Source organism: Luteolibacter sp. Y139, assembly GCF_038066715.1.
Classification (GTDB): domain Bacteria; phylum Verrucomicrobiota; class Verrucomicrobiia; order Verrucomicrobiales; family Akkermansiaceae; genus Haloferula; species Haloferula soli.
In genome coordinates this window covers 678,353-693,095 of sequence record NZ_JBBUKT010000001.1, presented here as the reverse complement: position 1 = coordinate 693,095, position 14,743 = coordinate 678,353, and the positions used below count along the sequence as shown (strand labels likewise).

The window sequence follows — 14,743 nt, the reverse complement described above, 5'->3', positions numbered from 1 at the left end:
CTGGCAGCGCGGACAAGGGCCCTGTGTTCCCGAAGCGGCCACCGGGACCCGCAGGGTGATCCCGCAGGCTGGACAGTGAAACTGGATTGCTTCGGGCATTGGGAATGTCGACGTGGCTTATTTGCCACGATCTGGAGGCGCTGTCGATGTCTGGCGCTTAGACGATTCCCTCGTGAAATTCCAAGCAGCGAACCGTGTCGGGGACCGCGAGCCATGCGACATGATCGTCCAGGGCGCGGTGATCCAAGCAGTGGGCCAGGATCCCGGCGAAGCGTGGATCATCGGAAAAGCCCCTTTTGATGAATCCTGCGATCGAGACTGATTGGGGAGGAAGCGACATTCCGGTGCCCAGCGCCTTGAGCAGGGCCTCTTTGGCGGTCCAGTAGCGCATGAGCAGGATGGACCTTATACCGTCGGATTTGGGCAAACCTTCGAGCTCCTCAGGGTGGCAGAAGGCGTCCTCACAACCCAACAGGCTTTTCATTCGGTCCGCGGGCTCGACATCGACGCCGACCGCGCCATCGCGGCACAAGGCGATGAGCGCGAGATTGCGGCAGTGGGAGAGATTGAAGTGCAGGTCGTGGCCGGACAGCGACGGCTTTCCGAACTCGCCGAATTCGAAAACTAGCTGTCCAGCAGGGATTTCCAGCGCCTTCCCCAACACCGTGCGAAGGGCCGCCCGGCAGGCGCGCCAGTGGACGGCGTCCTTTTCGAAGCGAAACCGCTCGGCCTGCTTCTGTTCCTCCGCGGACAGGCAGGCGGTCACTTCCGTGCCGACCTGTGCCGGATCGACGATCACGACGAGCGCGGATCCGGGAGCGGGGAGGGAAATCGGCACGAGGTGAAATTGCCTAACCGACCGCGGATCGGCGAAGCCAAAATCAACTCAGGTCACCTCGATTAGCAGCGCGGTGGTGTTGTCGCGGCCGGATTCGTTGACTGCGTGGTTGACCATGGTGGTGGCGCAGAGTTCGCCGCGGGCCATCTCGTTGATCCTCTTGTCCCAGAGCCCGTCCACGAGGCCGTCCGAGCAGATCAGGAAGCGGTCGCCCGGTTGGCAGGCGACGCGGCCGATGTGGGGGTCGACCTTCTGGTTCCCGCCGCCCAGAACCTGCGTGAGCGAGCTTTTCCCCGGGTGGCTGCGCGCCTCGCGTTCGTTGAGCTTTCCCGTCCGGCGTAGCCAGCCGACGTGCGAGTGATCGTGCGTCACCTGGGTCATCTCGCCATCCTTTTGCAGGTAGTAAATCCGGCTGTCCCCGATGTGGGAGAAGCACATCCAGCCCGGCATGAACCAGCACAGGCTGAGGGTGGCGCCCATGCCGTGGCACTCCGGATAGTAGCGGCCGAGGTCGGTGATCGCGCCGTGGATCCGCTCGAAGAGTTCGCGGAGGATGTCCGAGAAGCCGGCTTCCAAGTGTTGCGCACCCATGCCGAAGCTCGGCGGGAGCAGGCGGGTGATTTTTTCCACCGCGATCTTGCTGGCGAACTCGCCGGACTTGGCGCCGCCCATGCCATCGCTGACCGCGAAAACGAAGTCCGAGTTCTCCAGATTGCCAGTGCCGGTCTTGCCGAGGTAGTGGATTTCCCTCGAGTCGAAGGTCAGGCCGAGAAAGGCGTCCTCGTTGTTTTTCCGGAAGCGGCCGACATGGCTCATGCCGGACCAATTGAGCGTCAGCGGTGGAGTGGCAGGTTCGAGACTGGGTGTCGTCACGCGGGGCGATCCTTGCGAGCGTCCATGCCGGACAAAAGGAAATATTTTCGCGGGGCTTGCCGGTTGGCCTGCCGACTGCTTTCTGTGGCGCGGTGCGCGCGCCATGCACGCACTGGGGGCTTGCACGCCCCTTTTTTCATCCGCACGAATCCCCGCGATCCGAACCACAACCTAAGAATACGATGCCCAAGTTCAAATTGGAGTACATCTGGCTCGACGGCTACACCCCCGTCCCGAACCTGCGTAGCAAGACTCAACTGAAGGACTTCGATGCCTTCCCGACCCTCGAGCAGCTTCCTCTCTGGGGCTTCGACGGTTCCTCGACCCAGCAGGCCGAAGGCCGTAGCTCGGATTGCGTGCTCAAGCCTGTCGCGGTGTTTCCGGACGCTTCCCGCAATAACGGCGCGCTGGTGATGTGCGAAGTCATGATGCCCGATGGCACCACCCCGCACCCATCCAACAACCGTGCCACCATCCTCGACGACGCCGACACCTGGTTCGGCTTCGAGCAGGAATACTTCCTCTGGGAAGACGGCGCACCCCTCGGTTTCCCGAAGGGCGGCTATCCTGGTCCTCAGGGCCCTTACTACTGCGGCGTCGGTTACAGCAATGTCGGTGACGTTGCCCGCCAGATCGTCGAAGAGCACCTCGAACTCTGTCTCGAAGCCGGCATCAACCACGAAGGCATCAACGCCGAAGTGGCGAAGGGCCAGTGGGAATTCCAGATCTTCGGCAAGGGCTCGAAGACCTGCGCCGACCAGATCTGGGTCGCCCGCTACATCCTCAACCGCCTCTGCGAAAGCTACGGCGTGGACGTGAACTACCACTGCAAGCCGCTCGGCAAGGACCTCGACTGGAACGGCTCCGGCATGCACTGCAACTTCTCCACGAAGTACATGCGTGAAACCGGCGGCAAGGACTACTTCGAAGCCCTCATGGCTGCTTTCGCCAAGAACCTCGACGAGCACATCGCCGTCTACGGCCCGGACAACCACCTGCGCCTCACCGGCCTTCACGAGACCCAGTCGATCGACAAGTTCTCGTATGGCATCGCTGACCGCGGTTCCTCCGTGCGCGTCCCGCACAGCTTCATCAACGCCGGCTACAAGGGCTACCTTGAAGACCGCCGTCCGAACTCGCAGGGCGACCCGTACCAGATCGCCAGCCGCGTGCTGAAGACGATCGCGGAAGTTCCGCTTCCCTGATCCGCTTTACTAGCCATAGCTGCAAATTCAAAGCGGCCGTCCGGGTAACCGGTCGGCCGCTTTATTTTTTCGTCACGGCGGGGAGGGGATTCGGAATTGCCGCTCGCGGTGATCCTCCTCCATGGTATCGGTGAACCTTTCAAAGTGTCATGCGCTGGGAAGGACGACGCCAGAGTGATCGATTTGACCCGAACGGCACGTTCCAGACCGAAGACCTCTAACAAACCCATCCATGCAACGCCGCCCCTTCCTCGCCACGCTCGGCGCCACTGCCGCCGCCATCACCACCGGAGCCCGCGCCCAGGAGCCTGCCGGGAAGAAGCTCGGCTGGGCGCTCGTCGGTCTCGGCTCGCTCAGCAAGAACCAGATCGCCCCGGCGCTGCTGAAGACGAAGCGCGCGCGGCTGGCGGCGATCGTCACCGGGACGCCGGCCAAGGCGGACGAGTGGAAGGCGAAGTATTCGATCCCGGACACCCACGTTTACAACTACGAGACCTTCGACAAGATCGCGGAGAATCCGGACGTGGATGTGATCTACATCGTGCTGCCGAATGGCATGCACGAGGAATTCGTGGTGCGCGCGGCGAAGGCCGGGAAGCACGTCTTTTGTGAGAAGCCGATGGCGAACACTGCGGACGAATGCCGTCGCATGATCGCCGCGGTGAAGGCGGCCGGGAAGATGCTTGGTGTTGGCTATCGCTGCCAATTCGAGCCGCATCACCGCGAGTGCATGCGATTGGCGAAGGAGAAGGTGTTCGGGCCGCTCAAGTTCATCGAGGCAGGTTTTGGTTTCCAGATTGGCGATCCGAAGCAGTGGCGCCTTCGCAAGAACCTGGCCGGCGGTGGCGCGCTGATGGATGTGGGCGTTTATGCGCTGCAGGCGTGCCGCTATCTCACCGGGGAGGAGCCCATCGAGATCACCGCTCAGGAAACGAAGACGGATCCGGTGAAGTTCGCCGAGGTGGACGAAACCATTTCGTGGTCGATGAAGTTTCCATCCGGCGTGCTTGCCTCGGTGATGACGACCTACGCCTTCAACGGCTCGAACTTCTTCACCGCGATTTGCCAGGGCGGACGCTTCGGTATGGATCCGGCGTATAGCTATGATGGCTTGAAGGGCTGGACTTCGAAGCCGGACGTGAAGATCGAGTTTCCGGCCACCGATCATTTCGAGGTGGAGGTGGATGCTTTTTCCGATGCCATCCTGAACAACAAGCCCTTCGCCCAGTCAGGAGAGGAAGGGTTGCGGGATCTGCTGGCGGTGGAGGCGATCTATCGCTCGATCAAGGAGGGCAAGGCGGCGAAGGTGGAGGCTCCTTGAGGGGTGTCGACGTCCTGTTGGCGCTACCCAATTTAGGCGCGGTGGTGACACCGCGGAAGCTGTCCTTGTGGTCCGCTTTTTCACTGACTTCCGCGTTCTCACGAACGCGCCTACGGTTACCGGGGCTCGCTCTCACCCGTCTTCCCCATGATCTCCCGCTCCGCTTTCCTCAGGTCTCTCGCGGCGACCGCATTGTTCCCGCGTTTTTCCTCCGCGCAGGAGACCGCGGCGAAGCCCGATTTTGCCAAGGTCTTCCGAGACGGGATGGTGACGCTCGATGAGATCTTCTGGGTGCCCGAGATCGCCAATTGGCTGGATCGTCCTGGCAAGGACTTGCGCGGGCATTTCGAGGGGAAGATCAATCCACCGTGGTGGTCCTGCGCCAATGTCGTCGAGGCGATGGTGGATTTCATGAATCTCACCCGCACCGGTCTCTATGATGCCCGGTTGCGCGAGATCCATGCCGGGAATGTCCAGCGCGGCAGCCGCTTGCCACAGGTCGCCGAGTCACTGCGCAAGCAGGGCAAGTGGTCGGACGCCGACGAAGAGAAGCTCCGCCGCAAGACGAAGGCACCGGATCCGGAGAAAATCCACGGCAGCGAGTTTCGCAATGAATACCTCGACGACTCCGCCTGGTGGGGCGTCGCGTGGCTGAAGTTCCATGAGCGCACCAAGGACCCGCGCTACCTCCGCACCGCCGTGGCCATCCAGAAGCACATGGCCAACAATTGGCGGAAGGAAGGTGGCGTCTCATGGGCAGAGGAAGCGGACAAGCGCGACCCGAACGCCATTACCAATAGCCTCTTCGTGGTGCTCTCCGCCCGGCTTGCCCGGGTGACGAAGCAGCGCGAGTTTCTGGACTGGGCGGAAAAGGGCTTCGCATGGGAAAAGGAAGCGAAGCTCTACGACGGCACCGGCATCGTCGATCGTCCCGGTCACCAGGGAGACTACTGGAGCTACAATCAGGGTGCCTATGTCGGTGGCCTGGAAGCGCTTCATCAGGCGACTGGAAAGCAGGCATGGCTCGATGAGGCCGCGGCCGTGGCCGCCACCATCGTTGAGAAGTCGGGCATCGTCCTCGAGGATGGCGTGCTCTATGAGAAGTTGAGCACCGATGGCTGGGACGTCGGCCTGTTCAAGGGCATCTGCGCGCGCTACTTCGGCATCCTTTCCCGCTCACTGAAGCGGCAGAAGATCCACGCTGACGTCGCAGCCAAGCTGGACCGGGTAGTCGCGGCCAGCGCCGGTGCCATCCTCAAGCTGCCGCAGGAAGAGAAGCTCTATCCCTTGGAATGGCAGGAGCCGCCGCGGGCGAAGATCGCGAATTTCAATACCCAGCTTTCCGCGCTCATCACGGTGGCTGCGGCGCTCTGACCGGAACCGTGGACTTGCCTTAAGGCCAAAGCTGCGCCTTAGTGCTAGATCTGCTAAAATCGCATTGCCATGAACTCACCATTCCACGACCGCCGTACTTCTTCGCTCTTCGGCCGCGTCCGCGAGGACCTTTCCCATCTCCGCGAGGACGTGGGAAATCTGGTCCACCACACGGCCCGCTACGCCGTGCCGCAGGGCGCGCGTGAGATCGCCGACACCGCCCGCCATCGGCTCGCCGAAGGCGGCCACTACGCTGCGTCCCGCCTGCGCTCACTGCGCTCGAGTCCGCCACGGCAGGCCGTCGGCGTCCTTGGCGGCGCGATTCTTGTCGGAGTGCTCGCTGCAGCCATCTATGCCATTGTGAAAAGCGAGAATGCTCGCACGAATGGCTACGACGGCGATTCGCCGGATGACAGTCCGGTGTGATCGGAGAATCCGCGCAGGAAATGCGGTTGCGCCGATACGGATCGGCGCGACCCGTCAGGTTGCCATGACCACGCGAAGCATTCCTGCTGCAGACGTGCTGGCGGCGCATGAGCAGGCAGCTCTGGAAATCGGCGAACTTCGCCGAAAGGGGGTCCATTGCCACTTGGAGGAGAAGGCGGGCCGGGATGGTCCTCACGTGGATGTGGTGCGCGATTCCCAGCCGGAGATTTCCGGGCCTGAGGAAGCTCGCGGAGGTGATTAAACCCTCCGTCTAACAACTGATCGCTAATTCCGGCGAGTGTTTCGCAAGGAGGCGCTAATTGGCTTCTTGTTTTTGGCTGAATCGATCATTTTGCACGTAATTGAAATAGGTCGAAGATTGCAAAAGGCATGTCTCTGGGATGGTTAGACTTTTGGTCCCTACGCGATTACGCGTATTTTTGTAAAAAATTGAGGTTGTGATGGTTGTGTGGATTGGTGTGCGATCTGTCCGATTTTGGGACTATTAAACTTGATGTGCATTTTGGCTACCGTTAGCCATCCGCGCCTTCTGTTGCACTCGCCCCCATGAAATCGGTCTCATCCCTCATTTTTTCCGGAGCGCTATTGCTCGGTGCTCTCCCCCTGCATGCCGCGAACATCATGATGGATCTGATGGATCGATTCGCCGTGATTGCCGGTGACTACAATCAGGGCAACGAGACCGAAGGCTCGGCTTTCGTATACGGCACCTACAAGCCAGGCAATGCCGCTCGCTTCGGCTTCAATGACGGGCAGGTGGCGAACGACGCGGAGTATTCCTTGTGGCTGAACAACGGCATTGGCAATGGCAACGGCACCACGCTCATCACGGGTAGCCTGATCAGCCGCACCGCCGTGAATTCCAGCCAGGTCACGCTGAACGGCAATGCGCCGGGAACTCCGGTCATCACCACCGGGCAAACGCCATGGAACAACGCCCTGGGAAGCGTGGGGCTGACCAGCACGAACAATCTCACCAGTCTCCTCACCCTCGCGTCGCAGCAGTGGTCGCAGCTGGCGGCGAACAGCACCGGCACTCAGCCGGGAAATGGATCCTTCACCTTCAATGCCACGCCGACGATGATCGATGGCCACCTGGTCGCGGTCTTCAACGTCACCGCTGCCGCTTTGTTCGGCTCCGGGGGCTTCGACCGGCTGGAATTGAACGCCAATGGCGCGGAGACGATCCTGATCAACGTCGCGGGTGAGAACATCTCCATCAACAAGAACTTCACCAACGGCTTCACGAACAACGAGCGGAAGGTTCTCTTCAACTTCTATCAAGCCACCAGCGTGACGGTGGGCACCAACTTCCGCGGTGGAATCTACGCTCCCGGAGCGACCGTGACCCAGTCCGGCTCGAATATCGATGGCACGGTGGTGGCGGCGACGCTGAACCAGACCGCGGAGATTCATAACGAGAAATTCGATGGCTACCTGCCCTTCACGGTTCCAGAGCCGTCGTCCGCATTGCTCGCGCTCGCTGGCCTTGGCTTTGTGCTTCGCCGCCGCCGGTAAGGCGAGCTGGCAGGGCAAAGTGCAGTGGCGATTTCGCTAGCGATCTTTGGCTAGCAGGTTACTGTCCGTGTGAACAGCATGGAGGTTTCCGAAAAGCTCGCCATTCTCGCCGATGCCGCCAAATACGATGCTTCGTGCGCCAGCTCCGGCGCGACCAAGCGCGACTCTGCGGACGGGCGCGGAGTGGGCTCCGCGGGAGGCGCGGGCATCTGCCATAGCTATGCGCCGGATGGGCGCTGCATCTCGCTGCTGAAGATCCTGCTGACCAATCGCTGCCTCTACGATTGCCACTACTGCATCAACCGGCGGTCGAGCAACGTGCGCCGCGCGGCCTTTACGCCGGAAGAGGCGGTGACGCTCACGCTGGATTTCTACAAGCGGAACTACATCGAGGGACTCTTCCTCAGCTCGGGCATCATCCGCAGTGCGGATCATACGATGGAGCAAGTGGTGCAGGTCGCCCGCACCTTGCGGGAGGTGCATGATTTCCGCGGGTATATCCATCTGAAGACGATCCCCGAGGCATCACCGGAGCTGATCGAGCAAGCCGCGCGCTACGCCGACCGGATCAGTATCAATTTGGAGCTTCCCACCCAGCAGAGCCTCGACCGCCTGGCACCGGAAAAGAATCTCGCCCGCACGAAGCAGGCGATGGGGCGCATCCGGGTGAAGCTGGATGATGCCGCGGAGCGGAAGCGGGAAGGGGATCGCAAGCTGCGACATGCCACCGGGCAGAGCACGCAGGTCATCGTGGGTGCGGATGCGGCCACTGATGCGGATTTCCTGGCGCGTTCGGACGAGCTTTACCGCGCCTACCGTCTTCGGCGGGTGTATTACTCGGCCTTCAGCCCTATTCCCGAGCCGTCGTCGGTATTGCCGCCGGTCGCTCCGCCGTTAGTGCGTGAGCATCGATTGTATCAGGCGGACTGGCTGATGAGATACTATGGATTTAGTAACTCGGAACTACTGACGCCGGAACAGCCGAATCTCGACCTGAGGATCGATCCGAAACTCGCGTGGGCGCTTCGCAATCGCCAGCAATTCCCGCTCAATCTTCAGACGGCGTCGCGCTTGGAGATGCTGCGGGTGCCGGGGCTTGGCATGAAGAACGTGGATCGCTTGCTCTCCATTCGACGACACACACACGTAAGACTGGCTGATTTGGCGAGGCTGAGGATTTCGCTGCCGAAGGTGCGGGCCTTCATCATCACGGCCGATCACCACCCCGCGCGTGAAGACTTGGATGGTGACCGTTTGCTGGCGCGGCTGGCTCCGCGGCCGGTCCAACTCGATCTTTTCGGCGATGCACAGCCTTGATCCGGGCGATTCGTTTGCCACGTGGCGCATCAAGGCTCGCGACGTATTGGCGCGTGGCATTCCGCCGGAGGAAATCCTTTGGGAGGCGGCAGAGGGCAGCTTGTTTGAAGAACCGCCCGAGATGGTGACCGTGGCTGAGTCGGCTGTCGTGCCGCCGGCGTTTGTAGGCTTGGCGAAGGATGTGTCGTGCCATGCCGATCCGCGGCGTTGGGAGCTGCTTTATCGCCTGCTGTGGCGGATCGTGAAAAGCGGCGAGCGGCATGTCTTGGAAATCGCCAGCGATCCGGATGTGGCGATGGCGCATCGTCTGGCCAAGAATGTCCGCCGCGAGATTCACAAGATGCATGCGTTCGTCCGCTTCCGGAAAGCCGGTGAGGCGGACGACGGACGAGAGAGATTCGTGGCGTGGTTCGAGCCGGATCACTTCATTGTCGAGGCAGCGGCGCCATTTTTCCGCAAGCGCTTCGCGAACATGGATTGGTCGATCTTCACGCCGAAGGGATGTGCGCACTGGATCGCTGGGGAATTCAAGATGAGCCCCGGAGTGCCGCGCGATCCCTGTGACCAGCCGGATGTCATGGAAGGCATCTGGCGCACCTACTATCGCAGCATCTTCAATCCCGCTCGGCTGAAGATGAAGGCGATGCAGTCGGAGATGCCGCGACGCTATTGGAAGAATCTGCCGGAGGCCGATCTCATCGACGAGCTCTCGCGCGAAAGCACCGCACGCACGCACGGTATGATCGAGGAGCCTCTGCGTCCGGTAAAGCGGGCGCCCGCCAATGCCTACCTCGGCAAGCTTCAGGATCTGTCCTCCTTTCCTGTCGCGGATCCGGCAGCCTCGACAAGCCTCCATGACATCGCGCGGATGACGCAGGCTTGCCGACAGTGTCCGCTATGGGAACACGCAACCGCCGCTGTGCCGGGAGAGGGGCCGGAGAATGCGCACATCATGATCGTAGGCGAACAGCCCGGCGATCGCGAGGACTTGGAAGGCCGGCCTTTCGTTGGTCCTGCGGGCCAGCTCTTGGATCGCGCCTTGGTGGAGGCGGGTCTTGATCGCTCCACCTGCTATGTCACGAACGCGGTGAAGCATTTCAAGTGGACGCCGCGAGGGAAGCTTCGCCTGCATCAGAAGCCCGGAGCTGGGGAAATCGAAGCATGCAAGCCGTGGTTGCTGGCTGAGCTTTCGAAGGTTGCGCCAGAAATCGTGATTCTGTTAGGTGGCACGGCCGCGCGGTCATTGCTGGGGCCCGACGTCCAAGTGACCAAGCACCGCGGTCTTGTTGCCGCACCGCAGATCGCGAGCCGGGTGGTGCTGACCGTTCACCCTTCCTACTTGCTGCGGGTCGACGAACTGAGGAAGGAGGCTGAGTTCCGACAGTTCGTGGCAGACTTGAAACTCGCGGTCTCGTCACAGGTCCAAGAGTGAAAGGCAGGATCTCTCGATCAGATTTTTGAAGGCCTTTCTTGTATTCTTGCGGCGAGGATCGGACCTGCTTGAATGTGGAAGTAGTCACGGCCCAGCCGTGGCTGGCACAGCTTTAAGATACTACAAAAATGATCTTCTGGTCCGGCAAGGGAATCCTGACATTGATAATACTCCTTCTGAGTATGGGCGTTTCGCAGGGAGTTTATGAATTTGCGAGCGGGCTCAAGCCGCCAGAGCAAGACCGTGACATGATGTTTGCGTGTAGTTTCCTGCTCGGCGCAGTCGGGAATTTTCTTTTCGCGAGGTATCTCGACAAGAAGCCCAAGAGAATGGTGATCGACAAGCAGACGGGGGAGGAGTTCGCGCTCGATCAGGACGGGTCGCTGTTCTTCATCCGCGTCCGGAAGTGGACTTGGATTTTTGCTGTGGCCTCCGGAATCTGCTGGATGAGGTTCCTCCTGGGTTGGGACTAGAACTTCAGGGAACTTCCAAAATCACCTGATTCCAAATCACGGATTCAGCAAGGGCTCCAGCAAGTCGTTGAAATAGTCCCTCTGAACTTGCGAGAGTGGCAGGGTTGCGACTGCCTTTTGCGCGAGCAGCGGTTGGACATCGGCCAAGCTTGGAAAGACCTCGTTGAAAGCTGCTGCCTGCCGTTGCGGGTCCTTCATTTGTTGGACTTGTTGCCACGCCACCACTGGATCGTTGAATGCCACGGTCGAAGCAATCGCGCCGCGCGCTTGATCCTGCTCTTGCTGCCCGTCGAGTGTTCTCACCCAGCCAACCAAGTCGCCGCTCGTTCCGCCTGCCTCAGCCCATCCAGCAACGGTAGCGGGGATCGCGGCAAGCCGGGCGGCTCCGGAGAGCTCGGCAACCGCGCTCGAAGCCGTTGCTGGATCGCTCGTGGCCCATGATTCGAAGAAGTCCGAAACGACCCTGTTAGGGGGATTCGATTCCGCGCGAAGTGAGTTCCAGGCGTCACTTGGAGCGATGCTCACCCAAGAGCCGTAAACTCCGGCGAGTGCTGCCTCTCCTCCTTCGCGGGATGAAAGTGCGCGAGCCCACTCCAAGGCAGCAGCCGGATCGTCACGCACCAAGGCAGTGCCAATTTCGACCGCGGCGCGTTCGAAGTACTGGAGATTTGGATCAGGAAGCGCTCGCAAGGCCCGCTCCGCTTGGGCCGGGGTCATGTCTTCGAATTCACCACCCGTGGACAGCCCCATCTCGTTGCGCTCTGCCAGCACCTTGCTGGTGAAGGCCTGCTGCATTTTCGAAACCGATTCGCGATAGATCTCGCCCGCACCCTGTGGATTCGCTTCCGCCATGGAGGACAGCACCGCAGCGAGCGCATAAGCGCGATCGCCCTCGTGACCCAACGAGCGGGCCCATGCAAGACCCGCCTCGGAGTCCTGAGCTCCGAGATAGTTGCCGATCGCCAGTTGGGCAGCCAATCGGGATGGCGTGGATTCGATGCCCGCTGTCAGGCGCTGGGCAGCATCCACATCCTTCTCCACGAGGTGAGGCACGATGCCGGCGATGGCACGGTCCTTCTCGATTCCTGCGAGCCGTTGCTGCGCCCAATCCAATGCCGCGTCCGGGTCGTGGCGGGCCACATTGAGGATCGTGCGATGAATGATGGTTGAAAGCGTGGGAGACGTAATCGCCCGTTCACCGAGCTCGGGAATCACATCCAGCAGGATCGGTCCCAGGATCGCCCATCGATGGCCGTCCGCGTCGAGCACCTCCATCTCGTTGATGAAGGCAAGGAAGCCACGCATGTCCGCCTGCATCCAGCGACGCAGGAGATCTGGCAGCATCTCCTTGATGATCTCCTCGTTGCCCGAGTCCAGGGCCTCGCGCACGAGCTGCGCCCACTCGCCCGGCTTCGCCGCAGCCACTGCCACGGCGAACCGGGTGGCACCGTCATGGCCACTCCACTTGCCCGCTTTTACCACGGGCCGGTCGTCCGTCTTTCCGAAAACGACTTCCGGATTGCGCGGCACGGCCATCCACCACGTGACTGCGGCCAACGCCAGGAGAACCAGGCCGAGGCGAACCTTCGTGGATTTCAACAAAGCAATCATGACGGTGAAGTGTGGAGCGAGGGACAGCCGTCAGGTTATTTGGGAGCGAGGGTGAGGGACTTCGGAACGCGAATGGGAACCACCGTGGCATTCGTATTTCCCTCGCTGTCTTCGGCCAGAATGCTGAGTTCCACCGTTTTGGATCCGGGGATCACATAGGGCTGGATCTCTTCGAAGGCGACCGAGCCTTTCCACTTCTTGCCTTGGATGGCCACCGGCACCGACTGGCCATTGATCCATGCGCGGATGGAGGAAACATCCGCCTTGGCCTTGATCTGTCCGCCGACTTCGAGCCGCTTCACGCCGGCGGTCTTCTTCGCCACGCCCTGCTTGGACACCACGAGGAGCGGCGGAGCGTAGGGATCATTGGCATCGACATAGTCGTCCATGGTGATCTCGAAGTTTTCGCCATCGAGCGGTGGCACCTGAGGCGAGACCATCCGCTTGTGGCTCGCGCGCTCGAAGGCAGCGGCGAGCGCGAGCAGCTTGTCGTCCTGCAGGAAACGTCCGACAAACTGCATCGTCGTCGGCTCGATCGATCCGCTGCCCATGTCGACCGATCCCATTGGCACGGTTACCGCCGGCAGGGCGAATGAATTCACCAGCGAGCGGGTGAGAGGCGGCAGCGTCAGGCCTGACGAGGTCTTGTTGGTGACGGTTGGGAAGATCATCGCATCCACTCCGTTCTCCTGAAGGAAGAGTTCGTAATCGAGGATCGCATATTTCGTCGCCTGGAAGTGCTCCGCTACGTCCGGGTGCTCCGGACCAAAGGTGGTCTTGTCGGCGATCGCGGTGCGGTAAACCTGAGGCAACTGAGTCACCGGGCTGATCCGGGCGACGACCTTGTCATGGATCTGATCGGCCGTATCGCCTGGCAGCGTCACCATACTCTCGAGAAAGGTCTTGAAGGGATAGGCCCGAGATCCAGCGACCATGTTGCCGGTGGTATCAGTCGTGGCTGGTGAGTAGAGCTTGCGCGTCGGTGGCGTCACGACATCGACGGGAAGCGTCCTACGGCGACCGGTGAAGGTGATGTCCAGTTCCGGCGGGGCAGTGATTTCGACCACGGTCGCGCCGGCCGCTTCGAGTGTGGCCTTTGCTTCGGCGAAGACGGTCTTGATCGCTCCGGGGATGCCGGTGTCCACCGTTCCGACGGAGTTGGTGAGGACGCCGAATTTCTTGCCGACCAAAGTGGAGGCGGTAGCCTGGTCTGCGAAGCCTGTTGGACGCGGCCTGCCATCGACGACCGTGACGCTGGACCAGATATTGGCAGGATCGGGCTTCGAGGCGGCTTCCATCACCTTCGCATTGTCCACGGCATAGCGGGTCATGGGACCCACCACATCACGATCCCAGGCGAGCGGTGCCAGACCGCGGACGGAGATCAATGACTGGCTGGTCTTGTAGCCGACGATGCCGGCGCGTTCGGAGGGGCTGCGCACCGAGCCACCGGTCTCACCACCCAGTGCGAAAAAGGTCAGATTGGCTCCCACCGAAGAGCCGGAACCACCGCTCGATCCGCCGGTGACGAAGTCACGGTTGTAGGCGTTTCTTGCTAGGCCGAAGGTCTGAGAGGTCGTGGAACTGGTGGAAGCTTGGAAGGTGTCGAGGTTGTTGTGACCGAGGAAGACGGCGCCCTTTTCCTGCAATGCTTCGATGACGTGGCTGGTGTACGGCGCGATGAGATCCGCCCAAAGGGTGAGGCCATCGGTGGTCGCCAGCCCCTTGAAGCTGTAGTTGCCTTTCGCGGTGAAAGGAACTCCCTGAAGCGGTCCGAGTTCAACGCCTTCACGACGAAGCTTGTCCGCTTTGGCCGCCTCGGCGATCGCGTTCGGATTCAGCACGGGTACCGTGTTGAGACCGATCGGGCCCGTGGTCTTATCGTAGGCTGCGATGCGGTTCATGTAGAGCAGGGTGAGCTCGACGCTGGTAAGCTCTCCAAGACGCATGGCCTCTTGGACGTCTTCCAAGGTGGCCGTTTCGAGTTCGAAGGTTTTGATGACTGCGACCGGTGGTTCGGCAGGTGTACCAGCGGTGCCGGATGCAATGCCTGCGAGACAGATGGATAGGATGAGTGGTGGAGTAGATGGGGTCTTCATATGCATGAAATCAGCGCATTCGAGAGACCCTCCGGCGCTGGCCGTGGGACGCCGGGGGGTGCGTTGTCCGATTTAGCACCCCACATGCCACGGCCGATTCATGTGCTGAGATTTTCGGCCGAATTTAGTGACGATTCGTGATTCAAAAAATCCGGGAATATCGAAGCAGGACTGTCCTCTTCCCCTGCTTCGTTTGGGCGGGTTTCGGCAGGAAATGGGATCTAACAGCTCACCC

The 14,743-nt window shown here is 61.0% G+C and carries 13 protein-coding genes; 9 read left to right on the top strand and 4 right to left on the bottom strand.

The features are described 5' to 3' along the window. Positions 1 to 157 precede the first annotated feature (157 nt). Positions 158 to 799 (bottom strand): 4'-phosphopantetheinyl transferase family protein, encoded by a 642-nt coding sequence (locus WKV53_RS03000; protein ID WP_341402864.1) that lies wholly within the window; start codon positions 797 to 799, stop codon positions 158 to 160. Positions 800 to 886: 87 nt separating this feature from the next. Beyond that, positions 887 to 1,711 carry a PP2C family protein-serine/threonine phosphatase gene (locus WKV53_RS02995; protein ID WP_341402863.1) on the bottom strand — a complete coding sequence of 275 codons (825 nt, stop codon included), beginning with the start codon at positions 1,709 to 1,711 and terminating at the stop codon, positions 887 to 889. 182 nt (positions 1,712 to 1,893) lie between these two features. Here WKV53_RS02995 and WKV53_RS02990 point away from each other — a divergent pair, with 182 nt between their 5' ends. The 9 genes from WKV53_RS02990 to WKV53_RS02950 all read left to right on the top strand — a co-directional run bounded on the left by WKV53_RS02990 (position 1,894) and on the right by WKV53_RS02950 (position 10,798). Beyond that, positions 1,894 to 2,916: a glutamine synthetase beta-grasp domain-containing protein gene (locus WKV53_RS02990; protein ID WP_341402862.1), complete on the top strand. Its 1,023-nt coding sequence runs from the start codon at positions 1,894 to 1,896 to the stop codon at positions 2,914 to 2,916. Between the two features lie 232 nt (positions 2,917 to 3,148). After that, positions 3,149 to 4,237 carry a Gfo/Idh/MocA family protein gene (locus tag WKV53_RS02985; protein ID WP_341402861.1) on the top strand — a complete coding sequence of 363 codons (1,089 nt, stop codon included), beginning with the start codon at positions 3,149 to 3,151 and terminating at the stop codon, positions 4,235 to 4,237. A 147-nt stretch (positions 4,238 to 4,384) separates the two neighbouring features. After that, on the top strand, positions 4,385 to 5,611 hold the full coding sequence (locus WKV53_RS02980; protein WP_341402860.1) for a glycoside hydrolase family 76 protein: 1,227 nt from the start codon (positions 4,385 to 4,387) through the stop codon (positions 5,609 to 5,611). Positions 5,612 to 5,680: 69 nt separating this feature from the next. Further along, a complete protein-coding gene (locus WKV53_RS02975; protein WP_341402859.1) occupies positions 5,681 to 6,037 on the top strand; it encodes a hypothetical protein in 357 nt (118 codons plus the stop codon). A gap of 64 nt (positions 6,038 to 6,101) precedes the next feature. Then, a complete protein-coding gene (locus tag WKV53_RS02970) occupies positions 6,102 to 6,299 on the top strand; it encodes a hypothetical protein (RefSeq protein WP_341402858.1) in 198 nt (65 codons plus the stop codon). A 305-nt stretch (positions 6,300 to 6,604) separates the two neighbouring features. Next, positions 6,605 to 7,576 (top strand): choice-of-anchor A family protein, encoded by a 972-nt coding sequence (locus WKV53_RS02965; protein ID WP_341402857.1) that lies wholly within the window; start codon positions 6,605 to 6,607, stop codon positions 7,574 to 7,576. 78 nt (positions 7,577 to 7,654) lie between these two features. After that, entirely contained in the window at positions 7,655 to 8,893 is a 1,239-nt protein-coding gene (locus WKV53_RS02960) for a putative DNA modification/repair radical SAM protein (protein WP_341402856.1), read from the top strand. Then, entirely contained in the window at positions 8,808 to 10,325 is a 1,518-nt protein-coding gene (locus tag WKV53_RS02955; protein ID WP_341402855.1) for a UdgX family uracil-DNA binding protein, read from the top strand. Before WKV53_RS02960 ends, WKV53_RS02955 begins: the two co-directional genes overlap by 86 nt. A gap of 128 nt (positions 10,326 to 10,453) precedes the next feature. After that, positions 10,454 to 10,798: a hypothetical protein gene (locus WKV53_RS02950; RefSeq protein ID WP_341402854.1), complete on the top strand. Its 345-nt coding sequence runs from the start codon at positions 10,454 to 10,456 to the stop codon at positions 10,796 to 10,798. A 36-nt stretch (positions 10,799 to 10,834) separates the two neighbouring features. Here WKV53_RS02950 and WKV53_RS02945 read toward each other — a convergent pair whose 3' ends face one another. Both WKV53_RS02945 and WKV53_RS02940 read right to left on the bottom strand, forming a co-directional pair. After that, positions 10,835 to 12,409, bottom strand: coding sequence for a hypothetical protein (locus WKV53_RS02945; protein ID WP_341402853.1), 1,575 nt, complete (start codon positions 12,407 to 12,409; stop codon positions 10,835 to 10,837). 35 nt (positions 12,410 to 12,444) lie between these two features. After that, positions 12,445 to 14,508 carry an amidase gene (locus WKV53_RS02940; protein WP_341402852.1) on the bottom strand — a complete coding sequence of 688 codons (2,064 nt, stop codon included), beginning with the start codon at positions 14,506 to 14,508 and terminating at the stop codon, positions 12,445 to 12,447. Positions 14,509 to 14,743 lie beyond the last annotated feature (235 nt).